The organism is Lentibacillus sp. Marseille-P4043 (assembly GCF_900258515.1).
GTDB lineage: Bacteria > Bacillota > Bacilli > Bacillales > Amphibacillaceae > Lentibacillus_C.
Map to the genome: position 1 here is coordinate 849,384 of NZ_LT984884.1, position 24,242 is coordinate 873,625.

At 36.5% G+C, this 24,242-nt stretch carries 23 protein-coding genes; 17 read left to right on the plus strand and 6 right to left on the minus strand.

The features are described 5' to 3' along the window. Window positions 1–56 precede the first annotated feature (56 nt). From remB to dnaA, 5 genes are all read right to left on the minus strand, one after another. Window positions 57–341, minus strand: coding sequence for an extracellular matrix regulator RemB (remB, locus tag C8270_RS04470; protein ID WP_106495682.1), 285 nt, complete (start codon window positions 339–341; stop codon window positions 57–59). Between the two features lie 28 nt (window positions 342–369). Then, the gene (gene recF, locus C8270_RS04475) at window positions 370–1,482 is read right to left on the minus strand and encodes a DNA replication/repair protein RecF (RefSeq protein WP_106495683.1); all 1,113 of its coding nucleotides are present in this window, start codon (window positions 1,480–1,482) and stop codon (window positions 370–372) included. Window positions 1,483–1,533: 51 nt separating this feature from the next. Next, window positions 1,534–1,758, minus strand: coding sequence for a S4 domain-containing protein YaaA (yaaA, locus tag C8270_RS04480; protein WP_106495684.1), 225 nt, complete (start codon window positions 1,756–1,758; stop codon window positions 1,534–1,536). Window positions 1,759–2,620: 862 nt separating this feature from the next. Continuing rightward, window positions 2,621–3,757: a DNA polymerase III subunit beta gene (gene dnaN, locus C8270_RS04490; RefSeq protein ID WP_106495686.1), complete on the minus strand. Its 1,137-nt coding sequence runs from the start codon at window positions 3,755–3,757 to the stop codon at window positions 2,621–2,623. A 184-nt stretch (window positions 3,758–3,941) separates the two neighbouring features. Continuing rightward, window positions 3,942–5,291, minus strand: a complete 1,350-nt coding sequence (gene dnaA, locus C8270_RS04495) for a chromosomal replication initiator protein DnaA (protein ID WP_106495687.1) — start codon at window positions 5,289–5,291, stop codon at window positions 3,942–3,944. Between the two features lie 618 nt (window positions 5,292–5,909). Between dnaA and rpmH the strand changes: the two genes are divergently transcribed. From rpmH to C8270_RS20235, 13 genes are all read left to right on the plus strand, one after another. Continuing rightward, complete coding sequence (gene rpmH / locus C8270_RS04500) at window positions 5,910–6,044, plus strand: 50S ribosomal protein L34 (protein ID WP_019377820.1); 135 nt, start codon at window positions 5,910–5,912, stop codon at window positions 6,042–6,044. 211 nt (window positions 6,045–6,255) lie between these two features. Continuing rightward, on the plus strand, window positions 6,256–6,603 hold the full coding sequence (gene rnpA, locus C8270_RS04505) for a ribonuclease P protein component (protein ID WP_106495688.1): 348 nt from the start codon (window positions 6,256–6,258) through the stop codon (window positions 6,601–6,603). Between the two features lie 154 nt (window positions 6,604–6,757). Further along, window positions 6,758–7,531, plus strand: a complete 774-nt coding sequence (spoIIIJ, locus tag C8270_RS04510; protein WP_106495689.1) for a YidC family membrane integrase SpoIIIJ — start codon at window positions 6,758–6,760, stop codon at window positions 7,529–7,531. Next, entirely contained in the window at window positions 7,528–8,142 is a 615-nt protein-coding gene (gene jag, locus C8270_RS04515) for an RNA-binding cell elongation regulator Jag/EloR (RefSeq protein WP_106495690.1), read from the plus strand. The genes spoIIIJ and jag overlap by 4 nt, the downstream gene beginning before the upstream one ends. A 528-nt stretch (window positions 8,143–8,670) precedes the next feature. Continuing rightward, window positions 8,671–10,047, plus strand: coding sequence for a tRNA uridine-5-carboxymethylaminomethyl(34) synthesis GTPase MnmE (mnmE, locus tag C8270_RS04520; RefSeq protein WP_106498445.1), 1,377 nt, complete (start codon window positions 8,671–8,673; stop codon window positions 10,045–10,047). A gap of 94 nt (window positions 10,048–10,141) precedes the next feature. Then, window positions 10,142–12,028 carry a tRNA uridine-5-carboxymethylaminomethyl(34) synthesis enzyme MnmG gene (mnmG, locus tag C8270_RS04525; protein ID WP_106495691.1) on the plus strand — a complete coding sequence of 629 codons (1,887 nt, stop codon included), beginning with the start codon at window positions 10,142–10,144 and terminating at the stop codon, window positions 12,026–12,028. 18 nt (window positions 12,029–12,046) lie between these two features. Beyond that, window positions 12,047–12,763 (plus strand): 16S rRNA (guanine(527)-N(7))-methyltransferase RsmG, encoded by a 717-nt coding sequence (rsmG, locus tag C8270_RS04530; protein WP_106495692.1) that lies wholly within the window; start codon window positions 12,047–12,049, stop codon window positions 12,761–12,763. A 213-nt stretch (window positions 12,764–12,976) separates the two neighbouring features. After that, complete coding sequence (gene noc, locus C8270_RS04535; RefSeq protein ID WP_106495693.1) at window positions 12,977–13,837, plus strand: nucleoid occlusion protein; 861 nt, start codon at window positions 12,977–12,979, stop codon at window positions 13,835–13,837. A 941-nt stretch (window positions 13,838–14,778) separates the two neighbouring features. Next, window positions 14,779–15,552 carry a ParA family protein gene (locus C8270_RS04540; RefSeq protein ID WP_106495694.1) on the plus strand — a complete coding sequence of 258 codons (774 nt, stop codon included), beginning with the start codon at window positions 14,779–14,781 and terminating at the stop codon, window positions 15,550–15,552. Then, on the plus strand, window positions 15,533–16,372 hold the full coding sequence (locus C8270_RS04545; RefSeq protein WP_106495695.1) for a ParB/RepB/Spo0J family partition protein: 840 nt from the start codon (window positions 15,533–15,535) through the stop codon (window positions 16,370–16,372). Before C8270_RS04540 ends, C8270_RS04545 begins: the two co-directional genes overlap by 20 nt. Window positions 16,373–16,469: 97 nt before the next feature. After that, on the plus strand, window positions 16,470–17,624 hold the full coding sequence (locus C8270_RS04550) for an aminotransferase class V-fold PLP-dependent enzyme (RefSeq protein ID WP_106495696.1): 1,155 nt from the start codon (window positions 16,470–16,472) through the stop codon (window positions 17,622–17,624). Window positions 17,625–17,642: 18 nt separating this feature from the next. After that, window positions 17,643–18,347 (plus strand): DUF554 domain-containing protein, encoded by a 705-nt coding sequence (locus C8270_RS04555; RefSeq protein WP_106495697.1) that lies wholly within the window; start codon window positions 17,643–17,645, stop codon window positions 18,345–18,347. A gap of 438 nt (window positions 18,348–18,785) precedes the next feature. After that, complete coding sequence (locus tag C8270_RS20235) at window positions 18,786–19,715, plus strand: hypothetical protein (protein WP_199794641.1); 930 nt, start codon at window positions 18,786–18,788, stop codon at window positions 19,713–19,715. A gap of 211 nt (window positions 19,716–19,926) precedes the next feature. Here C8270_RS20235 and yyaC read toward each other — a convergent pair whose 3' ends face one another. Then, on the minus strand, window positions 19,927–20,553 hold the full coding sequence (yyaC, locus tag C8270_RS04565) for a spore protease YyaC (RefSeq protein ID WP_106495698.1): 627 nt from the start codon (window positions 20,551–20,553) through the stop codon (window positions 19,927–19,929). Window positions 20,554–20,642: 89 nt separating this feature from the next. Here yyaC and C8270_RS04570 point away from each other — a divergent pair, with 89 nt between their 5' ends. The 4 genes from C8270_RS04570 to ychF all read left to right on the plus strand — a co-directional run bounded on the left by C8270_RS04570 (window position 20,643) and on the right by ychF (window position 24,221). Next, window positions 20,643–21,653 (plus strand): YkvI family membrane protein, encoded by a 1,011-nt coding sequence (locus tag C8270_RS04570; protein WP_106495699.1) that lies wholly within the window; start codon window positions 20,643–20,645, stop codon window positions 21,651–21,653. 117 nt (window positions 21,654–21,770) lie between these two features. Beyond that, a complete protein-coding gene (locus C8270_RS04575; RefSeq protein WP_234028472.1) occupies window positions 21,771–22,676 on the plus strand; it encodes a mechanosensitive ion channel family protein in 906 nt (301 codons plus the stop codon). Between the two features lie 17 nt (window positions 22,677–22,693). After that, the gene (locus C8270_RS04580) at window positions 22,694–22,891 is read left to right on the plus strand and encodes a DUF951 domain-containing protein (protein WP_106495700.1); all 198 of its coding nucleotides are present in this window, start codon (window positions 22,694–22,696) and stop codon (window positions 22,889–22,891) included. Between the two features lie 229 nt (window positions 22,892–23,120). Continuing rightward, window positions 23,121–24,221, plus strand: coding sequence for a redox-regulated ATPase YchF (ychF, locus tag C8270_RS04585; RefSeq protein ID WP_106495701.1), 1,101 nt, complete (start codon window positions 23,121–23,123; stop codon window positions 24,219–24,221). Window positions 24,222–24,242 lie beyond the last annotated feature (21 nt).

Here is a 24,242-nt window from a genome sequence, read left to right on the forward strand (position 1 = left end):
TTTCACCCACATTTCTTCATAAAGAGGATAGTTCCTCTTAAAAGGTTGTCTTAATCTTACTCTATCTCTTCGGAGTAATCATCAAGCTTACTTATTGTTGAAATCATACTTGCACGTTTTTTTAGTGTTGGAACTGATAACGTGCTAAAGTAGATTTGGTTTGTTGTAATTACAACTGATTTTGTATCAGCTGGTTCAGCTTCACTCACAATGACATTTTTCTTTTTTGCATTATCCATCATCTCTTCCATAATAGAAGAGGATGTAATAACATTGCGATCAATAATTGTTACAACATCTTTAGACTGAATAACTGTGTCATTCCCGATATGAATAAACATCTTGCCACCACCCTAAAAACGAGTTTCCCTATATCTCTACTGTTCCATCTTTGACACGAAAAAGCTCCGCCTCCCTCAATGTATCGTGGTTGATTCCATCAATACTGGTCGTGGATACGAAGGTTTGAACTTTCCCTTGAATGGTATTTAATAAGTGGGATTGCCGATAATCATCTAATTCACTAAGCACATCATCAAGTAATAAGACTGGGTATTCACCAACCTCATTATAAATCAACTCAATTTCAGCCAGTTTCATTGATAATGCGGTTGTCCGTTGTTGCCCTTGTGATCCAAATGTTTGTACGTCTTTGTTGTTCACTAAAAAAGTCAAATCATCACGATGTGGTCCGACTAATGTTGTCCCGCGTTCAATCTCTTTTTCTTGTATCTCTTGGAATTTATCTAGGTATATAGATTCTATTTTCTCCTTATTTGCCTCTTCTGATACCTCAATCGTCGCACAATACTTGATTTCTAGCTGTTCAAGCTCGCGGCTGATGCCGTAATGGATTGGACCTGACCATTTTCGTAATAGATCCAAGAAAACAAACCGTCGTTCCAAAAGTGTTGCGGCATGCTCAATCAACTGTTCTGTCAACACTTGAAGCATCGTCCGATCTTGTGTGCTATTTCGTTGTAATTGTTTTAATAAATAATTTCGTTGCTTTAGTACCTTTTGATACTGTCCAAGATGATAAACATAGCGAGGTTGGATTTGACCTAGTTCCATATCAATGAAACGTCTGCGAATTTGTGGCGCGCCCTTTACTAAGGTTAAATCCTCAGGGGCAAACATAACGACATTTAATGCTCCAATATAATCACTTAACCGTTGTTGTTCAATACGATTTAGCTTTGCCTTTTTGCCTTTTGATGAAACGACAATTTCGAGTGGAAAGGATTGGTTTCGTTTCTTTATCCTACCTTCTATTTTAGCATATTCTTTGTCCCACTGGATAAGTTCTTTCTCTCTTGGCGTTCGATGTGACTTTGTAAATGCTAAAACGTAAATAGCCTCCATCAGATTTGTCTTCCCCTGGGCATTTTCGCCGATAATGAGATTTATTTTATCATCAAATTTAATGTCTTGATGATCATAATTCCGGTAATTCTTTAGCGTTAATTGCTGAATATGCATGAAAATTCCTCATTTTTCCATTTAAAAATTGATGTGTTTATCGCTCATGCTTCATGTATCATTTTTCATTACGATATAGGAACCGATCGTGTCAATTTCAACTACATCATTTTGATAAAGCTTTCTGCCACGTCGTTTTTCTAATTGGCCATTGACGAGAACACCTTGATCTTGCAAAAAGGCTTTAATCATTCCACCTGATTCAAAGATGTTTGCCAATTTTAAAAATTGACCCAATGGAATATAGTCGGTTTTAATTTCTACTTTTTCATGCAATTTTCTCACCACACTCTTTGCAAATTTAATGCGATCAATTAAATAATGTCTATTACCTATTCTACTAAAGTTTTGCAGTTAAGGAAAGGCAGGACCCTATAATTGTTTTAAAACGGCCCTATTGCCCCTGAAAATTACGTTAAAAAAGACAAAAGCTCCTATCCTAAAGTGATAAGAGCTTTTTCAAAAAGATTGCTTTCTAAGGAATTGTTGTTTTTGACACTAAAAATATAAAATGCGCAGTAATGAAGTTCTCTTTTGGTGACACTTTCTTCTCGTTCCAATGGTATATGAGTGTTTGTATTCGCTCCGTCAGAATACTCCGCTTTCCATGGGCACGGCCTCAGCCTCCTCGGAAGCAAAGAGCGCTTCCTTGAAAAAGAAAACCACTTTTTCTGCGTGCGATGTAATACCACTGAAGTTTTCCTTGTCCTGCGGGGTCTTCGGACTCGTGCTGTTCCCATAGGACAAGGAATGCTTCGGCAGCGTTACATCGCACGCAGAAAATCGAACTGTATTTTCAAGGAGTCTACGTATTCTGACTCCGCTAGTAGAAGTTCCCTGATTTTTGTGCAGATATAGCATGTATATCAAGTAATAGCACCTACTAGCGAAGGGAAAACACGGAGACTCCTGCGGGAACAATGGTTTTCGGTGGGGCGAGTTAGCGCAGCCCCAGCACGTGTCTGAAGACTTCGAAGCGGCGGTTTTCCGCTTCGGAGGCTGAAGCCGTGCCCGCGGAAAGCGTAGTGTTTTCCCGTAGCGGTTGTCAAAGCTCCGAACTTGATTTTTAGTTATTGCGCATTTTATATCAACTACGAAATTAAAAAGCAACATGCATTACGAACATTGCCTTCAAAAATTAGTAAGTCCGAACTGGTAGGATCAATTGAAGGATTGGTTCTTCGTTAACTGGCCGGATAATGAATGGGCGCATTGCTCCGGTGAATTCTATTTTGACATCATCGTATTCAATGGCCTTCAGTGCATCTAACATATATTTAGCACTAAATGAGATTTTTAATTCTTCGCCTTCCATCGATTGTACTGCAATTTCTTCAGCAACTCGTCCTATCTCAGGAGAATTACTTGTGATTTCTAAAACATTGTCGCCTTTTGTTGATAGCTTTACCACATTATTTCGTTCGTCCTTCGCAAGTAGTGAAGCGCGGTCAATTGTGTGCATCAAGTCTTTGGTTTTTATAAATAAAACTGTTTTGCTTTGTTCTGGAATCAAGCGTGACGTTTCTGGATAGTTTCCGTCTAATAATCGTGATAGAAAATATAAATGCTTCGTTCTGAATAGAATTTGATTATTTGTCACACTAATTTCAACTGGCTCTTCCGTATCATCTAAAATTTTATTTAACTCTGTTAAACTTTTTCCAGGAACAACAACATTGGAAAATTCCACTGTTGCATCATTGACTGGAATATCACGGGATGCGAGTCGATGGCTATCTGTCGCAGTAAAACTTAACGTATTATTACTCAGTTTTAAATTAACCCCGGTTAATATCGGCCGTGTTTCCATCGTTGAAATGGCAAATACAGTTTGTTTAATTAAGCTTTTTAATAAATCTGTTGGCAAATTAAAACTATCTTCTGTCTGTAATTTTGGCAGTTGAGGATATTCCTCAGCATCTTGACCGTTTAAATTAAACTCCGCTTTACCAGAACGAATGGTTACTTTTAAATTAGAGTCCGCTTCAATTTCCACTGTTTTTTCCGGTAATTTACGGACAATATCAGGGAAATAGCGTGCTTGTAATACAATACTTCCTTCCTCAATGTTTTCAACATGAACCATTCCATCTTCCTCGGTTGGAATATATGATTCAATTGAAATATCGGAGTCACTTCCCGTTAATGTAATTCCATGTTTACGTGCGTCTATTTTCATCCCTGTCAAAATTGGTATTGCAGTTTTTGACGAGATTGCCTTCATTACATCTTGAACACTCGCAATTAATTGCTCGCGTTGAATGATAAATTTCATGAAATAAATCCTCCTAGTGGAAGTTATTTATAATTATTTTTTTATAAAAATATAGTAATAATAATAATAAGCCATGTGATTATGTGGATAACCATAATTTATCGCTGGTAAAACTAGTTATACACATGTTAATAAAGTGTTAATAAGTTTTTATCACCATCCACATTATACACATGTTCATAAGTTAGAATGATTTCAGTTGTTCTTTAATATTTTCAATATCCTTATCGAGCAATGTGTCATTTTCCAGCATTTTTGATATTTTTTCGTGTGCATGGATTACCGTTGTATGATCTCGCCCACCGAATTCCTCACCAATTTTAGGTAAAGAGAAATCAGTTAATTCTCTTGATAAATACATAGCAATTTGTCTAGGGAAGGCAATTTGCTTTGTTCGCTTTTTTGCTGCAAAATCCTCTAATTTGACATCATATTTTTCTCCAACAACTTGTTGAATTTTAGCGATTGTGATGACTTTTGGTTTACTACTTGGAATTATGTCTTTTAATGCGTCAGCAGTGAGTGATGCATCAATGTCCCGATTTACTAAGGATGAGTAAGCTACTACACGGATTAATGCACCCTCAAGTTCACGAATATTGGTATCAATTTGATTGGCGATATAATTCATTGCTTCATTTGGAATATCTAAACCCTCTGCTTTTGCCTTTTTATTTAGAATGGCAATTCTCGTCTCTAGATCTGGTGGAGTAATATCCGTAATTAATCCCCACTCAAAACGGGAACGCAAACGATCTTCAAGTGTTGGAATTTCTTTAGGTGGACGGTCACTTGAAATGATGATTTGTTTACTTTCCTCATGCAGTGCATTAAAAGTATGGAAAAATTCTTCTTGAGTTGATTCTTTTCCGGCTATAAATTGAATATCATCAATTAATAGAATGTCAACATTTCGATACTTGTTGCGGAAATTCGCCGTTTTGTTGTCCATAATTGCATTAATAAACTCATTGGTAAATTTCTCTGACGTAATATAGACTACATTTGCTTTTGGATTATGCTCCCGAACATAATGTCCAATCGCATGCATTAAATGTGTTTTGCCTAGCCCAACACCACCATAAATAAACAGTGGGTTGTATGCATTAGCTGGTGCCTCTGCAACTGCGAGTGATGCAGCATGGGCAAAGCGATTTCCAGATCCGATAACAAATGTATCAAAAACATAATTAGGATTAAGCATGGTTTTTGGCGTATCTGTGGCCTGGTTATTTTCTACATTTGGAACAGTTTTAGGAACTTTATCTACTTCATTTGTTTCAGGGCCTTCAGGAATGACAAATTTTACAGTTAGTTTTGCACCAGTGATATCAAATAATATTTCAGAAATTAATTCTGTATATCTGCTTTCTAACCAATCCTTTGAAAACTCATTTGGCGCGGAAATAGTTAACGTGTCATCTTTTAAAGAATCTGCTTTTGTATTTTTTAGCCATGTTTCAAAGCTTGGTTTACTAATTTTTTCTTCAATTACTTCTAACGTAGCGATCCATAATTCATTGATGTTTTCCAAGCTGATTTCACTCCTTTCAGGGAAAATTAATGATAGAAAAAGCCTCTCTCAATCTTTCTAGTGTTATATATACGAAAGACGGAAAGGCACTTTTTACGTAAAAAACAAACTAACCTATACGCAAAAATGGAATAGGAAGTAGAAAAAATTATAATTTTATGCTGTGAATAGAAAGATGTTGTATATAAAGTTGTAACAGTATTTATATACATTGTCCACCTGATTGTTGATAAGTTGATTAACAGAGATGTGAACAACTATCCACAGGTTATTCACAAACTGTGGATAGTTGAATATGTTGTTTGCTTTTTCCACATGTTAAAACACAAATATAATACCAAAAAAAACAGTGACGTGCAACGGTTTTTCGACAGTTATCCACAAAATCTACACGTTGTAGACAAGTTTTATCCACACCACTATATTTTGTTATTAACTTGTCGATTCTTGCTGTGGATGAAAAAAATGCGCTGAAAATGTTTAAACATGGGACTGTGGATAAATGTAATGGAATGACAGTTGACAAAATCCTGGTGTTTTACGTATAATTAACGAGACTGTCTGATAGGATATGTTTTTAGATTGAATTTTTTAGTTCCTTTGGGAGGTGCATGATAGATGAAAAGAACGTTTCAACCAAATAACCGTAAACGTAAAAAGGTACATGGCTTTCGCACGCGTATGAGTACAAAAAACGGACGTAAAGTTTTAGCTCGTCGTCGTCGTAAGGGAAGAAAAGTATTATCTGCATAGGCCACTGAATAAAGTCAGTGGTCTTTTTTCCACTTTCAGAAAGAACTACCTTAATTTTTAAAGGATTAGGCAGTGATTCCTTTTATTATTGGAAGCTGCTTAAATCCGTTTCATTAAATTAAAGGGAAAGCTGCTTGAGAAAGAAAGAATTCACCATTACCATTGCTATAAAATGAGATGGATCAGTTAGTTTATTTAAAAGGTGATCAAGATGAAGAAAGCATTTCGTATTAAAGATAATAAAGAATTTCAACATGTATTTAAAAAAGGGAAGTCATTTGCTAACCGACAGCTTGTTATTTATTATCTGCAAAAACCTGATCAAGGTCATTTCCGAATTGGATTATCAGTTGGAAAGAAAATAGGGAATGCGGTTACTAGAAATCGGATAAAACGATATTTGCGTCAAGCATTTCATGAATTGGATAAAAAAGTATATACCAATTATGATATTGTAATCATTGCCAGACAGCCAACAAAGGAAATGGATTTTCATCATATCAAAAAAAGTTTAGTTCATTTACTCTCGAAAGAACGATTATTAAAAAAATATAATTAATTGTAGATTCCATATAGAATCTTATATACCATTAATGATAAACTAATACTATAAAAGAACGTTTACATAGGTTTTTTCTGCCTAGATTGAATATCTAGTGACTAGTTAGGTCCCTTAAAGTGTTCCGCGCTTTTTATAGTTAGGAGGAAATAGAGTGCGTAAAAAGATTTTTCTGCTTGCAACCTTAATAGGCTTGCTGGCGTTACTTTCAGGGTGTACAGAAATTAATGAACCAATCACTTCTGAAAGTGAAGGATTTTGGAATTCATATTTTGTATATCCAATGTCATGGGTAATTACTTATTTTGCTGACATGTTTAATGAGAATTATGGATTGTCAATTGTAATTGTAACAATTATTATTCGCTTAATCCTATTGCCATTAAACGTGAAGCAATTAAAAAGCTCAAAGGCAATGCAGGATATACAACCAGAATTAAAGGAAATTCAGCAAAAATATAGTTCAAAAGATGCAAATACACAACAAAAATTACAACAAGAAACAATGGCATTATTTCAGAAGCATGGTGTTAATCCACTTGCTGGATGTTTGCCGATTTTTGTCCAAATGCCGATTTTAATTGCCTTCTATCATGCGATTAGAAGAACAGAGGCAATTCAAACACATCACTTCTTATGGTTTGAATTAGGGTCACCGGATCCATTCTATATTTTGCCATTGGTCGCTGGTGCGGCAACATTCCTGCAGCAAAAATTAATGATGGCAGGTAATCCTGCTGGGCAAAACCCACAAATGATGGTTATGCTTTATGTTATGCCAATTATGATTACCGTTTTTGCAATGTTCTTCCCATCTGCATTGGCGTTGTATTGGGTAGTTGGTAACATCTTTATGGTTGCACAGACTCTTTTTATCCGGAAACCAATGATGAACAATAGTAATGGTAATGGAGGAGAGAAAAAGTGAGAGAAATAACTGCTAGTGGACAAACAGTTGATGAAGCGGTCCAGTCAGCATTAGAGCAGTTAAACACAACAAAGGACCACGTTGAAATTGATATTATTGACGAAGGAAAAAAAGGACTTCTTGGTGTCTTCGGGTCGAAACGAGCAGTCGTCAAAGTAACGATTAAAAAAAATCAAGTCGAACAGGCAGAAGTATTCCTTAAAGAAGTTATAAACAATATGAATATTACTGTTGATGTCACAACAACAGTAGAAGGTAACGATGTAACATACAATTTAACAGGTGATAAAATTGCAATGCTGATCGGAAAAAGAGGACAAACATTGAATGCCTTGCAATATTTAGTTCAACTCGCAATAAATAAGGGTGAAGGACAATTTTATAATGTTACAATTGATGCAGAAGGTTACCGTGAACGGAGAAGAGATACACTGTATTCTCTAGCAGAAAAAATGGCAGATAAAGCAATGCGGCTTGATAAAAAGGTAGCACTTGAGCCAATGCCAGCATATGAACGTAAAATTATTCATAGCGCCCTTCAGGGAAATGACAACATCTCCACCTATTCGGATGGAGTTGAGCCACATCGGCATATTGTCATTAAACCATAACTTTTATATTGAGTGATGATCCATAATTCATGGATTATCACTTTTTTGTTAGCTTATAAAGTTTAGGCCTTTTTCTAATGTTTGATACACAATGGATATAAAATGCGAAGTAATGAAGTTCTCTTTTGAAGCGGCGGTTTTCCGCTTCGGAGGCTGAAGCCGTGCCCGCGGAAAGCGTAGTGTTTTCCCGTAGCGGTTGTCAAAGCTCCGAACTTGATTTTTAGTTACTTCGCATTTTATATCAACTGCGAAATAAAAAAGCCGTGAAAAGAGCTAAAGTTTAAGAAAAGCATCCACTTTGATTATGTAACCAAGGTGGGTGTTTTTTTATTCACTTGTTGACATTTTTCATTAAAAATTATCGAATATACACATGTGGATAACCAACAAGTGAAATTTAGTTAAAAAATTCACTGTGGATAAGTTTATTTTTAATTGAAATTGTGGTATTCTATTAAGTTAGTGACGCTAAAAATTATTTTTTAAATATAGAGGAAAAAAATGTTGGTTTTGATGGAGGTGAAAGAGATGGAGACAGATACAATTACAGCAATTTCGACGCCAATTGGTGAGGGTGCAATTGCGATTGTTAGGCTAAGTGGTCCAAAGGCAGTTGCTATAACAAATGATTTATTCCAGGGAAAAGATTTGCTTCATGTTCCGTCACATACCATGAATTACGGCAAAATAATTGATCCGCAAACAGGTGATATTGCGGAAGAGGTGATGGTGTCGGTAATGCGTGCACCAAAAACATTTACTCGTGAAGATGTAGTTGAAATTAATTGTCATGGTGGCATGGTGTCTGTTAATCGGGTACTGGAAATTATTCTTAGTAAAGATGCGCGTTTAGCAGAGCCAGGTGAATTTACCAAACGTGCCTTTTTAAACGGACGGATTGATTTATCACAGGCCGAAGCGGTAATGGATTTAATTCGTGCGAAGACAGATAAAGCAATGTCTGTCGCACTAAAGCAAATGGATGGACGCTTATCAGGACTGATTCAACGATTAAGGCAGGAACTACTTGAAACAGTAGCACATGTTGAAGTGAATATTGATTATCCTGAATATGATGATGTAGAAGAGATGTCCCATGACATGATGCGTGAGAAAACGAGAAAAGTGCATGATGAAATCGAACAACTTTTACAAGTAGCTAAACAGGGGAAAATTTTACGTGAAGGTTTAGCAACAGCAATCATCGGTCGGCCGAATGTAGGAAAGTCATCATTAATGAATGCACTTGTTCAAGAAAATAAAGCAATTGTAACAGAGGTGGCTGGTACAACCCGTGATACTATTGAGGAATATGTAAATGTTCGTGGTGTTCCATTAAAGTTGGTTGATACTGCTGGAATTCGTGAAACAGAGGATATTGTCGAAAAAATAGGTGTTGAACGGTCAAGGAAAGTATTAACAGAGTCAGATCTTATCTTATTTGTGTTAAATTATAATGAAGAACTTACAGAAGAAGACGAGAAATTATTTACAGCCGTTCAAGGATTAGATTATATTGTCATTATTAATAAAACAGATTTACCGCAAAAACTTGATCTTGAAAAGGTGACAAGCCTGGCTGAAGGGAATCCAGTGCTAACAACAGCTTTAATCAATGAAGCAGGGATCGATGAATTGGAAGCTGCAATTGCAGAAACGTTTTTTGCTGGGGATATAGATACTGGAGATTTAACATATGTGTCAAACGTTCGACATATTCAATTACTGAAACAAGCGAAACAAGCGTTGGAAGATGCTATGGAAGGCTTAGAAATAGCAATGCCTTTAGATATCGTTCAAATCGATGTAACAAGAACATGGGAGTTTTTAGGAGAGATAATTGGAGATACTGCTAGTGACAGTTTGATTGATCAGTTATTCTCACAATTTTGTTTAGGAAAATAAAAATAGTGGAAGCGCTCGGTTACTTGCTGGGTACTGAAGCTGGACGTTGGCTACCACAGTAGTTAGTTGTTCATAAATGAAAGGATGAAAAATTATGGTATATGATGCAGGTCATTATGATACAATCGTCATCGGTGCTGGCCATGCTGGTTGTGAGGCGGGGGTAGCTGCCGCAAGAATGGGCGCGAAGACGTTAATGCTAACCCTTAATTTAGACATGATCGCCTTTATGCCTTGTAATCCATCACTTGGTGGTCCAGCCAAGGGGATTGTTGTACGAGAAATTGATGCACTTGGCGGTGTCATGGCCAAAGTTATCGATAAGACATATATTCAAATGCGTATGTTGAATACTGGAAAAGGACCAGCTGTACGTGCTTTACGTGCGCAAGCTGATAAACCATTATATATTCGAGAAATGAAACAAACATTGGAAAATGAAGAAAACCTCACACTTCGTCAAGGAATGGTTGATCAACTAATCATTGAAGATGGTGTATGTAAAGGGGTAATAACGGAAACCAAAGCAGCTTATCATGCAGATAATGTTATTATAACAACTGGTACGTTTATGCGTGGAAAGGTGCTTATGGGGGACCTGGAATATGAGAGTGGGCCAAATAATCAACGCCCATCCATCAAGCTTTCTCAGCATTTAGAGGATCTTGGATTTGAGATTACACGTTTCAAAACGGGAACACCACCACGGGTAAATAGTCATACAATTGATTACTCGAAAACAGAAATTCAACCGGGCGATGAGAAACTACAAGGATTTTCTTATGAAACGACAGAATTTATTACCGATCAAATCCCTTGCTGGTTAACGTATACAAATGAGTTTACACACCAAGTTATTAATGAGAATTTAGGGCTTTCGGCAATGTACTCTGGTGCAAAACGCGGAACAGGCCCACGTTATTGTCCATCAATTGAAGATAAAGTTGTTCGCTTTAACGATAAACCACGCCACCAAGTATTCTTAGAACCTGAAGGACGGGAAACGGAAGAAGTATATGTGCAAGGTTTATCGACATCATTACCGGAATCTGTTCAACATGAAATGGTTAAATCAGTTCCAGGTCTTGAAAATGCTGAAATTATGCGTGCTGGATATGCAATAGAATATGATGCAATTGTCCCTACACAGCTTTGGCCTACACTAGAGACAAAGGAAATCCCTGGGCTTTTTACAGCCGGTCAAATCAATGGAACGTCAGGATATGAAGAGGCAGCAGCACAGGGTATGATAGCAGGAATTAATGCTGCAGCCAAAGTTTTAGGTAAGGATCCATTAATTTTAGATCGCTCACAGGCATACATTGGTGTTTTAATCGATGACCTTGTGACAAAAGGAACAAAAGAACCGTACCGATTACTAACGTCACGTGCGGAATATCGTTTGTTGTTACGCCATGACAATGCGGATATACGGTTAACAGAAATCGGCTATAAACTTGGTTTGATTAAAGAAGAGCGTTACCAGAAATTTGTCGAAAAGAATCGCTTGGTTGAGCAAGAGAAGAATCGGTTACGAAAAATCATCATTAAACCGAATGAAAATGTTCAAACATTATTGCGTGAGGCGAATGCTACACCACTAAAAGAAGCTGTCAGGGCATCTGATTTATTAAAACGTCCGGAAATGACGTACGAAATGATAGAACAGGTAATCGAGCCAGACAACACGTTACCAGCTGATGTGAAAGAGCAAGTTGAAATTCAAATCATGTATGAAGGATATATTAAGAAAGCAAATGATCAAGTAGAACGCATGTTAAAAATGGAAGATAAAAAAATTCCGGAAAATCTTGATTATGATGATGTTAGTGGTATTGCTACTGAAGCAAGGGAGAAACTTAAAAAGGTACGTCCACTATCGGTCGGCCAAGCATCAAGAATTTCAGGCGTAAACCCATCAGATGTATCTATTTTACTCATCTATATTGAACAGGGGAAAATAGCTCGGGTAGCCAACTAATTTTGAGGAGACGTCAATATGAATCCAGAACAATTTGTACGTGAATTACAAAAACACGGTATTGAACTTAATGAAACACAGATCAACCAATTCTCCATTTACTTCAAAACATTAGTGGAATGGAATGAAAAAATTAACTTAACAGCATTAACATCCGAGCAAGATGTTTATTTAAAGCATTTTTTTGATTCCATTTCCGCAGCGTTTTATTATGATTTTACAAAAGATGTGCATATTTGTGATGTGGGTGCTGGTGCTGGATTCCCAAGCATCCCACTCAAAATATGTTTTCCTAATTTAAAGGTGACAATCGTTGATTCATTAAAGAAACGAATCGGTTTTCTTCATCATTTAGCAACAGAACTTGATATAACAGATGTTGCGTTTTATCATGATCGCGCTGAAAACTTTGGGAAAAACCCACAATTTAGAGGAACTTTTGATATTGTTATGGCACGTGCAGTGGCTCGTATGTCTGTTTTGAGTGAATTGTGTTTACCATTATGTAAAAAAGATGGTGTATTCATTGCCATGAAAGGCGCACAAACAGAGGCAGAATTAACAGATGCGGAATCTGCAATTGAGCAATTGGGTGGTGCCATAAATGACATACATACATTTTATCTACCAGAGGAAAATAGCGAACGATCCATTGTTTTGATAGATAAAAAACGTAAAACACCAGGTAAATATCCACGAAAGGCAGGGGTACCAAACAAAAACCCTTTAGCTTAAGTCGTTTTATTTTATCTTCCCATACTTTTCTAGTTCTATATATGGTAAAATAAGACCAAGGATGAAATAGCACTAGATTAGAAGTTATGTAAACACTGCATTTATAAGATAATTTTAGTATACCTATCATGCTACGAAAATGTTCCACGTGAAACAATTCTATTTTGTATCCATGATGAGCAAAGTTTTTTTACAATAAAGGTGGTGTCTGATGTGTTGCAACCTTTTAACCGTATATTTGGTATAGGGGAAAAGTCAGATTCTGAAGCAGGAGAAGAAGAAACGTATCATCCAGATGAAGTTATTCAGATTGCTGTAAAAAATATTGAACCAAACCGTTTTCAACCAAGGTCCATATTTAATGAAGAGAAAATCAAAGAATTAGCGCAAACCATACATACACATGGGATGATTCAGCCGATCGTTGTCAGAAGGCTAGATGAAGAATCTTATGAGCTTATTGCTGGCGAACGAAGATGGCGTGCTGTCCAGTTATTGGAATGGGAAACAGCACCTGTCATTATTCGTGAAATGACTGATGCAGAGACAGCCTCAGTTGCGCTGATCGAAAACTTACAGCGTGAGGAATTGACAGTGATTGAGGAAGCCACTGCATATGCAAAGTTATTGGAACTCCATTCATTAACACAAGAAGCTCTCGCACAACGATTAGGTAAAAATCAATCGACAATTGCTAATAAACTGCGATTGTTAAAGTTACCAGAGAGTGTTCAAATGGCACTGTTGGAAAAATCAATAACAGAACGACATGCCCGTGCATTAATTAAGCTAAAAGATGATGCGAAACAGGAAAAAATTTTACAGGAGATTCTGGAAAAGGATTTAAATGTAAAACAGACGGAAGAGCGCATTGCGAAATTGGATGGGGATAAAGAGGAAAAGAAACGAAAGCGCCCTAAACTAAAGGGTGTTAATAAGGACATCCGAATTGCCATGAATACCATTAAGCAATCATTAAGTATGGTATCTGATACAGGTATTGATGTAGAAACAGATGAAGAAGATTTAGATGAATACTATCAAATTACCATCAAGATCCCAAAAAAGAAATAATTCCTTACTACTACTTTACCCATCTTTAACATGATGGGTATTTTTGAATCTATTTTTATAATTGGTTGTTTTGTTGGATTGTTGTTTTTATACAATAGATACTGTATGAATCCTATTTCGTAACGTTTTCCTTAGTTCTAAAGGTGACGAGTACTTGAATACCGCTCCGGCAGAATACTTCGCTTTCCGCGGGCACGGCTTCAGCCTCCTCGGAAGCAAAAACCACTTCCTGCGGGGTCTTCAGACTCGTGCTGTTCCCGCAGGAGTCTACGTATTCTGCCTACGCTGGTAGTGGTGTTCTGATTAACAAGTAGTTATAGCTCATGAAATCAATGTATCGAGGAGTTCTTATCAGAAGGCTATTCCAAGCTGAAAAAAATGCGAGACTCTGTGAAAATACAAACCAACTTTCCCACTTATGAATGCAGTGCTGCCGAAGCATTCCCTATCCTATGGAAAACGATCAACTATCTTAAAAGTGATTATATTTTTTTGTAATTTAATCAAACAATTGCTGAATGTAATGAGTTTTTAGAGCACTATAACAGTGGAGACAATACACGGAGACTCCAGCGGGTGGAAAGGCCTAGGTGAGACCCCGCAGAGCGACGAGCAAAACTCCCACCGAGTAAGCTTCGAGTTGCGAAGAGCGATACTTCACCGAATTACCCCTAACGCGGCGAGCACCCAGATCGAGGAGGCTCAGCAGCCGCTCGCGGAAAGCGAAGTGTATTTTCAGAACGGTGGACAGAAGAGCAATTCCTTAGTTACATCGCATTATATATCAACTAGCCTTTCAAATAAACATAGGATTTATCCTGACAAAGTTTACAAAAACAACGATTCATTTACATTTTCTTAATAAAGTTAAAAATAGTAGTTCTTTATAGTAAAAGAATGATAAAATGATAGATATAGAGTTATTTTAGGTAGGTGACAACATGGGTAAAACAATCGCCATAGCAAATCAAAAGGGTGGTGTTGGGAAAACAACATCGTCGGTTAATTTAAGTGCGTGTTTGGCGTATATGAATAAAAAAGTATTGCTTGTTGACATTGACCCGCAAGGAAATGCCACAAGTGGTGTGGGAATCAATAAAGCAGACATGGACCAATGTGTTTATAATGTACTTGTTGAGGATCTACCTGCCGAAGAAGTTTGTGTTTCCTCGAACGTAGAAAATTTGGATGTTATTCCTGCTACCATTCAACTAGCGGGGGCAGAAATAGAATTAGTGCCAACTATTTCTCGGGAAATTCGTTTGAAAAAGTCATTAGATAGTCTGAAAGATAAATATGATTATATTATTATTGATTGTCCACCATCATTAGGGTTGTTGACAATAAATGCACTCACTTCTTCTGATACGGTATTAATTCCAGTACAATGTGAATATTATGCGCTAGAAGGTCTTAGCCAGCTATTGAATACCATACGTTTAGTTCAAAAACATTTAAATAAGGATTTAATGATCGAAGGCGTATTATTAACAATGCTTGATGCACGAACCAATCTAGGATTACAAGTAATAGAAGAAGTGAAGAAGTATTTTCAAGACAAAGTATATCAGACAGTTATTCCAAGAAACATCCGATTAGGGGAGGCTCCTAGTCACGGTCAACCGATCATTACTTATGATCCGAAATCAAGAGGTGCTGAAGTATATCTTGAATTAGCGAAGGAAGTGATGAATAGTGGCGAAAGGGTTAGGTAAAGGTATTAATGCACTTTTTCCCGAAATAGAAGAGGAAAAGGATGGGGCAAATATTGTTGAGATATCGATTAATGAATGTAGGCCAAATCCTTATCAACCTAGAAAAACATTTCATGCCGATGCAATAGAGGAGTTAAAAGAATCGATTCTTCAATATGGCATCATTCAGCCATTAATTGTTCGTGAAAGTATTAAGGGTTATGAAATTGTTGTTGGTGAAAGGCGGTTTCGAGCAGCGAAAGAAGCAGGTTTAGAAAGCATTCCGGTAATTGTAAAAGAATTAACAGATGAAAAAATGATGGAGTTAGCCTTACTGGAAAATCTGCAACGAGAAGACTTAACACCAATTGAAGAAGCACATGCTTACGCTAATTTAATGAACGAATTAAATATTACCCAGGAAGTTTTGTCGCAACGATTAGGTAAAAGCAGGTCACATATAGCTAATATTGTTCGATTGCTTTCATTGCCTGATCAAGTAATTGCTTATATTAACAATGGCGAACTCTCGATGGGTCATGGTCGTGCTTTGCTTGGTTTGAAGGATAAAAGCAAGGTTGTTCCATTCGTGAACAAAATACGTCAAGAAAAACTAAATGTCCGCCAAGTTGAGAAGTTAATTATTGAATTAAACAGCAAACCCGTAAAGAAAAAGGAGAAGCCGAAAAAGGATATCTTTTTACAAGAACGGGAGTCAATGCTACGTGATCGATTTGGTACCTCTGTAAAAATACAACGTGGAAAACGAAAAGGTAAAATTGAAATTGAATTTTATTCGGATGATGACTTGGAAAGAATTATTGAATCATTGGAAGTTTAATTGAAGAAACCATGAAGGACTGACTTGAGTAGTAACTAGTATACGAATGTCAGTCTTTTTCTATATGCTTCTACAAATATAGTAAGGAGTGATTGGTATGATTTATTTCGATCAGGCTGCATCATCTTTTCCTAAACCGTTAGAAGTAACTGAGGCAATGGTTAAGGTAATGAATGAATGTGGAGCAAATCCTGGGAGGGGAGGACATGCTTTAGCAAGACAGGCTGCTACATATATTGATCAGACAAGAATGAAAGCTGCTTCCATATTTGGCTGCAGTGATCCTAAAAAGGCACTATTTTACCACAATGCTACTGTAGCATTAAATCAAGCGATAAAAGGATTGCAATGGCAAAAAGGGGACCATATTATTGCAACGGCATTTGAACATAATTCCATTCGCCGCCCACTTGAACACATAAAAAATAAATATGGTGTTCGTGTAACGTATTTGAAGTGGAGGGGGAGCAAAACTGCCTTTACCCAAGATGTTGCACAAGCAATACAACCAGAGACAAAGTTAATTGCCATGACACATGCATCTAATGTTACAGGTACACTTATGCCGCTCACCGAGATTATGGAGCTAGCTAAACGGAATCATATTTTGACATTAGTGGATGCCTCGCAAACAGCTGGACATTTATCGATAAACATGAAAGCACAAGGGATCGATATGTTGGCATTTCCGGGCCATAAAGGATTATTAGGACCACAAGGAACGGGGATGTTGCTAGTAGAAGGTGATATTGAATTAGAGCCAATTCATCATGGTGGAACAGGGAGCTTTTCCGAAAGTCCAAATCAACCAGAACAATGGCCGGAAAAATTGGAAAGTGGAACATTAAACACACCGGGTATAGCAGGACTTTACGAAGCCTTTTGTATCTATGAACAAAGGAAAGATGAAAATGTTCCACGTGAAACAATTTTAGCAAAGCAACTGTATCAGGGACTAACAAAAATAGCAGGTGTAGCGTGTTATGGACCGGATGAAAATGAACAACGAATGCCGATCGTTGCCTTCAATGTAGCCAATGTTGATTCACAGGAAATAGCAATGATTCTAGATTCACATTATAACATTGCAGTACGAGCCGGGCTACATTGCAGTCCATTGACACATGAAGTGTTGGAAACAACGAACCAGGGTATTGTAAGGGCAAGTTTAAGCATATATAATACGGAAAAAGAAGTAACTAGTTTTCTTGAAGCAATAGCAGAAATAACAGCAGCTTATAGCGAATTTTAACAGGTTGGGGATGTGGCAATGGTCTTATTCGGTACACTAGTAAATGGGGTTTGTATAATAGTTGGAAGCTTAATTGGGTTATTTTTCACGAAAATACCTGAACGTTATAAAGAAACAGTTATGCACGGAATTGGACTGGCAGTTATTTTAATAGGATTACAAATGGCCTTCCAAGCAGATTATATTGTTGTTGTCCTTTTAAGTCTATTAAGTGGTGCAATCTTGGGTGAGCTTATTCACCTTGAAGAGGGATTGAACCGCTTAGGGAATTGGATAGGTAGTAAGTTCACGACAACAAATGATGATTTCAGTGTTGCTCAAGGATTTATAACTGCGTCACTTATTTTTGGTATTGGTGCAATGTCTGTAATTGGCGCATTAGATAGTGGAATAAGGGGTGACCATGAGATATTAATCACAAAAGGAATCATTGATGGTTTTGTTGGGCTCGTGTTAACAACAACATTAGGCTATGGCGTTATTTTTTCAGTATTGCCAGTAGTAATCTATCAGGGTTCGATTGCATTACTAGCAACGCAAATAGAAAATTGGCTACCAAAGGCATTTTTGGATGGATTTATTATTGAAATAACTGCAGTGGGTGGTCTTCTCATCGTGGCAATTGGTCTCAATCTATTAAAACTAACGAAGATCCGGGTTGGCAATCTATTACCATCACTAGTAACAGTAGGACTTATTTATTATATTTATCAGCTAGTATAATATTTTCACATGTAAAAGCTTGTCAACGCAGGGCATAGCTTAAATAAAAAGAGACTTCTTTTAGGTAGAAGTCTCTTTTTACTTAAGCTGTTTTCTAAAAGATTGTGATGGCATAAAATGGTCAAATAGCTGTTCCATTCCAACCGAATCGTGGTTAATTGATTGTTTCTCTAATGGACATGGGAAATGCGCCAATTAAAACAATCAAAGCAGTAAAAACCAATTACTTTTCGTTAAATTACCTCCCTTTTGGTTATTAAATAGTAATATTCTAAGTTTATGCAGGAGGTAATATGAGTTATTTTCAGGTGCGTTACTTAAATAAAGATTGGAGTTTGGTCAATTAAAGGAGCAGTTATTTAATAATTTCAGAAGACTAATAATAAGAATAATGGGAAATGCTGGTCATATGCTCCTATTAAGGGGGGCTTGGTTATTATGAAAAAAACTTTGATTGGTATTGCTTTAATAATTATTATTTTTGGTGCTACTTTAGTATTTGCAAACAACTCAGGTGAATCGGAAAATGCTAAATCTGATCAACAAATAGAAAGTGAATTAGTTAAAAGTATGAAAGAAACTAAAAAAGAAAAAGACAAATTAGAACAATTGTTTACAAGAAGTTCAAAAGAATTAATGGACAAAGGATACGGTGAGGTAGGACTAAGTTATTCTAATGAAGATCGTATTTTAACCACTCAAGTTAAAGGTAAGGGTTTTTTAGAGTCCAATAAGAGTCAAATTGAAAATATAATATCTAATATTGCAAAAGAGGTAGGTTTTAATGATTTTGATATAAAGTTTAGGATAGTAGACAGGAACATTTCCCAAAAAAAAGAGGATAAAAAGTTAATGGAGTCAATACATAATATTTCAAATATAGTGTCGGATGTACTAAAGAATGAGGGATATAATAACCATTCTTATTCAATATCGGTTAAACCGAAGAAAGAAATTATAATTGAAGGAACAAATAATAATTTTGTAGATAATGCTGAACTTGAAAAACTCATTTCTAATGCTATTTTAACAGAGGAAAATATGAAATTTACAGTTCAATTAACAAAGAAAAGTGAAAGAGAGATAAGAGATCAGGAATGGCATCCCGTATTTACTGCAATAAGAGAGGAAATAAATAAGAAATTTAAAGAATATAGAGGATTTGCCTTTTCATTCCATCCGCAACCATTACAAATTATTATCAAAACAAAAATAAATAATAGCTGGTTCGGGAATTCTGATGAAAAGGTTAAGGAAATTGAAAAATACGTAGATAAAATAATTGAGTTGAAATTAGAGGAATTATCTATTGAAAAAGTTCCTTATGAAATAAATATAAGGGATGAAAATAATGAGAAAATTAATTAAAGGACTGAATAACAAAACACGGATAAAATGAAAAAAACGCTTGGTATAAAAATCCAAGCGTTTTTGTTTGTTATTTAGTGTGTGTTAATATTGCTGAGTTTTAATATGAAATTCGAGTTGTTATTTAACATTTTCTCCACGTTTTTCTGAACTAATTACATTGCGAAAAGAGTCTTTTATTACCCCATCGTTTATGAAGCATTGCTAATTATCAAATATCTGCGGTTGATTGTGGGATTTCTCGTGATGAAAGAATGGCAGGCATTGGTTGGTTGCAGTGTAATTGTTGATCGATCTGGTCTAAAATAGCAACGACCTTTTTGGCCATTGCAACGACAATCGACAATCTAGTATTTTGTAAAATAGAATATTCCATAAATCCACTAACATTAACAACACCGGTTATGTGTATGTCACCGACTGGCGGCAATGGTTTGTTCAATGCTGCTCCAGGCTTTATTGGTCCGATTCCAGTTATTAGTGACCCAACGGAATTGCTTTTTCCTAAACAAGCATCTACAGCAATGATATATGGATTTTTATGTTGTTGGTTAATATGTTGGATATAACTATTCAGGTTTGTGGCATGAACCGGTTCATTCAAAGTTCCATATACGGTTATATGTTTTGGTTTTAATTCCGAAAAAAATGTTCCAATAAACGGACCTAATGCATCACCAGTTGAACGATCTGTTCCGATACAAACGACGACATACTCAAATGGAAGTTCTGGGAGCCATGAGGTAATTTTTTCACACATTGTCTCAAGTAAATCAGGGTCTGTATATGCCATTCTAAAATCCTCATTTTTTCTTGCAAAGCGCTTTTTTAGATTCATAGCTTATCCTCCACAAACATATTGGTATTAGTATACGGATTAAAAGTTTGAAGTATACATACACACTACAATTTATTGGAGGAAATCGAATGCTCAGAGCTGGACTTAAATGGATGTTTTTAATTATTGGAACAACAATTGGTGCTGGATATGCATCTGGAAGGGAATTGTGGCAATTTTTTGGACATGAAAGTGGACTTGCTATTGTCTTGTTTGCAGTGTTTTTTTCGATGTCGTGCTTTGTGATATTGAATTTAAGTCATGAGCGGAAGTCAACTGATTATTTGCCAATACTTCGCGATATTGTTGGAAGTAAACTGACAGGTGTTTACGATGTCATGATTTTTTTGTATTTGTTTACGACAACTGTTGTGATGATTGCTGGAAGTGGGGCAACAGGACAGGCGTTTAATTTTTCTTATTGGTGGGGTGTCTTATTCATTGTAATTGCGCTTATTCTTTTATTCTTAAAAGATATAAGTGGTATTTTATCAATTAATCAAATTATCTTACCGCTTTTACTTGGTGGTCTGCTATATATATTATTCTTATTTACATTTGACCAGGACTTAGCGCTCTTCTCACATTGGCATGAACAGCGAAATTGGACAGCTGCTTTCCCATTTACAGCTTTAAATATCCTTCCATTAATTGCAGTATTGGGTGCGATCGGTAACAAGGTTCGCACAAAAGGGGAAATATGGATCGCATGCATTGGTAGCGGTCTAATCTTAGGAGTTATTTCGTATGTATATAATAATAGTTTAATACAAATCGCTGATGAGCTTCTTTTATATGAAATTCCGTTGTTTGCTATTTTAAAACACTATCCATTCGGAATGCTCATATTCATGTCAATTTTGCTTTGGTTTGCTATTTTTACGACAGCAGCTTCAGGAGTATTGGGAATAGTTACTAGGCTGCAGAGCTATTTAAGTATTCCGTTATGGCTGTTAGTATTATTAATTTTAATTGTCATGGTTCCGTTAACGACGTTGGGTTTTTCTACATTAATTACGTATATTTACCCAATTTATGGACTGCTTAACTTGTATGTTTTAACCCGACTTTTATTGTATCCAATGTGGAAAAATAGATAATAGGTCGTGATGCTCATGAGTTTGCTTCTCTCTTTCAAAATGGCGTATATTGTTGTAAACTTTATTCATATATGGAAAGGTATCCATTACGAATTCATTAGTTTTGGAGGTCTTAATTTGGATGAAGTTAACAAACTTTGGGAGTATTTAACGGGTCCGAAGCTATGGCTAACGATCGCAGAAGGCTTTATTAAGATTGTCCTTATTATTGTGTTGGCTATGTTAGTTGTTCGGGTCGGGAAAAATGTTATTGAGCGATTATTTAAGAACAAACAACGTGGTCCGTTTAGAATAACAGAACGAAGAGAAACAACACTAAAAAAATTAGTTCAAAATACGCTGACATATACGGTTTATTTTGCTGCCCTAATTATGCTACTTGATAATGTGTTTGGGTTTAAAGTAGGAGCACTATTAGCTGGTGCTGGAGTAGCAGGTTTAGCAATTGGGTTTGGTGCGCAAAACCTAGTCCGTGATATTATTTCTGGATTTTTTATTATCTTTGAAGATCAATTTTCTGTGGGCGATTATATTAATACCTCAAATGTAGAAGGTACAGTAGAGGAAATAGGAATACGAACAACGAAAATTATGAGTTGGACGGGTGAACAACATGTAATTCCAAATGGAAACGTGACACAGGTTACCAATTACTCTGTCCATAACGGTCTAGCTGTTGTAGATATTAACGTTCCCTATGAAAGTGATATAACTGCTGCTGAAAAAATTATTGAAGAAATGGCAATGGAATTACCTGATAAATATGAAGAGATAGTTGGTACTCCAGAAATCATTGGTGTGCAGACGTTAGAATTATCCCATTTTGTGATTCGTGTTATTGCTGAGACGTTACCAGTATATCAATGGGCAGGGGCTCGAATCATCCGAAAAGAGGTAAAAGAACGGCTTTATAAAGAGGGTATTGAAATTCCTTCACCAAGATTAGTTATGTATTCACGAAATGAAACACCGGCTGCAATAGAAGCAGAGGGAGAAATGAGACGGGATCAAGAGACAAATTAGAAAGAAGGTTTGATCGTATGGTAGATAAGGAGTTTGCTTTGCATGATATTGTGCAAATGAAGAAACAACATCCATGTGGGGAAAACCGCTGGAAGATTATTCGGATGGGTATGGACATTCGGATAAAGTGTTTAGGCTGTGATCATAGTGTGCTTATCCCTCGCAAGCAGTTTTCTAAGAAACTCAAAAAGGTACTTGAAAAGGCTGAAGAATAAATCTGTAAAAGTGCGTTTGAATAACCTCTAAAATTAATTTTTTCGCTTAAAAGTTTAACTTTGTGTCGTAGTTAAGATTGGAAAACGGAAATTTCGTCTAACTATTAGCAAAAATGGGCATCTCAGAATGCTTATTTTTGCTTTTTCATTACTTGTCAAAATACGTGCTTGTATTATAATTGGTATGGAACGCGTTCATTGAATGGAATCCTTAAGGAGTGAAAGTTGAATGTCATTAACAGCAGGAATTGTCGGACTTCCAAACGTAGGTAAATCTACGTTATTTAATGCAATTACACAAGCGGGTGCAGAAGCGGCGAATTACCCATTTGCAACGATTGACCCGAACGTAGGGATTGTAGAAGTTCCAGACGATCGTTTGAATAAATTAACAGAATTAGTAAATCCGAAAAAAACAGTACCAACAGCATTTGAATTTACCGATATTGCCGGTATTGTGAAAGGCGCAAGTAAAGGGGAAGGATTGGGGAACCAATTTTTATCCCACATTCGCCAAGTTGATGCAATTTGCCAAGTTGTTCGTTGTTTTGAAGATGAGAACATTACCCATGTATCTGGCAAGGTGGATCCAATTTCTGATATTGAAATTATTAACTTGGAATTAATTTTAGCGGACTTAGAAACAGTCAACAAACGCTATCAACGAGTGGAGAAACTAGCAAGACAAAAGGATAAGGAAGCTGTACTTGAGTATGATGTGCTTACTAAATTAAAAGCGGGTTTTGAGGAAGAAAAACCTGCACGCGCATTGGAACTTACGGAGGATCAGTGGAAAATTGTAAAAGGCCTACATTTGCTGACAAGCAAGCCAACTTTATATGTAGCAAACGTCAGTGAAGATGAAGTTGCCGATACGGATGGAAATGAGTATGTCCAAAAGGTTAGAGATTATGCTGCCGAAGAAGGTGCAGAAGTAATCGTTGTTTGTGCAAAAATTGAAGAGGAAATTTCTGAGCTAGATCAGGATGAGAAAGAAATGTTCCTTGAAGATTTGGGGATTACGGAATCAGGTCTGGACAAGCTCATTAAAGCTTCCTACAGCTTATTAGGTTTAGCAACTTATTTTACTGCAGGCGAGCAGGAAGTGAAAGCATGGACATTCCGTAAAGGCATAAAAGCACCACAAGCAGCAGGAATCATCCACACAGACTTTGAACGTGGGTTTATTCGTGCGGAAACCGTATCATATGGTGACCTTATGGATGCTGGTTCCATGGCACATGCACGTGAAAACGGGAATGTTCGCTTGGAAGGCAAGGAGTATTTGGTGCAAGATGGGGATGTTATTCACTTCCGGTTTAATGTGTAATTAAAAGTGGCAGCTACTATT

What these genes read in the sequence shown, in the direction of transcription:
- remB (WP_106495682.1), bottom strand. Translation starts at nt 341, where the DNA reads ATGTTTATTCATATCGGGAATGACACAGTTATTCAGTCTAAAGATGTT.
- recF (WP_106495683.1), bottom strand. Translation starts at nt 1,482, where the DNA reads ATGCATATTCAGCAATTAACGCTAAAGAATTACCGGAATTATGATCAT.
- dnaN (WP_106495686.1), bottom strand. Translation starts at nt 3,757, where the DNA reads ATGAAATTTATCATTCAACGCGAGCAATTAATTGCGAGTGTTCAAGAT.
- rpmH (WP_019377820.1), top strand. Translation starts at nt 5,910, where the DNA reads ATGAAAAGAACGTTTCAACCAAATAACCGTAAACGTAAAAAGGTACAT.
- rnpA (WP_106495688.1), top strand. Translation starts at nt 6,256, where the DNA reads ATGAAGAAAGCATTTCGTATTAAAGATAATAAAGAATTTCAACATGTA.
- mnmE (WP_106498445.1), top strand. Translation starts at nt 8,671, where the DNA reads ATGGAGACAGATACAATTACAGCAATTTCGACGCCAATTGGTGAGGGT.
- mnmG (WP_106495691.1), top strand. Translation starts at nt 10,142, where the DNA reads ATGGTATATGATGCAGGTCATTATGATACAATCGTCATCGGTGCTGGC.
- rsmG (WP_106495692.1), top strand. Translation starts at nt 12,047, where the DNA reads ATGAATCCAGAACAATTTGTACGTGAATTACAAAAACACGGTATTGAA.
- C8270_RS04540 (WP_106495694.1), top strand. Translation starts at nt 14,779, where the DNA reads ATGGGTAAAACAATCGCCATAGCAAATCAAAAGGGTGGTGTTGGGAAA.
- C8270_RS04550 (WP_106495696.1), top strand. Translation starts at nt 16,470, where the DNA reads ATGATTTATTTCGATCAGGCTGCATCATCTTTTCCTAAACCGTTAGAA.
- C8270_RS04555 (WP_106495697.1), top strand. Translation starts at nt 17,643, where the DNA reads ATGGTCTTATTCGGTACACTAGTAAATGGGGTTTGTATAATAGTTGGA.
- C8270_RS20235 (WP_199794641.1), top strand. Translation starts at nt 18,786, where the DNA reads ATGAAAAAAACTTTGATTGGTATTGCTTTAATAATTATTATTTTTGGT.
- yyaC (WP_106495698.1), bottom strand. Translation starts at nt 20,553, where the DNA reads ATGAATCTAAAAAAGCGCTTTGCAAGAAAAAATGAGGATTTTAGAATG.
- C8270_RS04570 (WP_106495699.1), top strand. Translation starts at nt 20,643, where the DNA reads ATGCTCAGAGCTGGACTTAAATGGATGTTTTTAATTATTGGAACAACA.
- C8270_RS04580 (WP_106495700.1), top strand. Translation starts at nt 22,694, where the DNA reads ATGGTAGATAAGGAGTTTGCTTTGCATGATATTGTGCAAATGAAGAAA.
- ychF (WP_106495701.1), top strand. Translation starts at nt 23,121, where the DNA reads ATGTCATTAACAGCAGGAATTGTCGGACTTCCAAACGTAGGTAAATCT.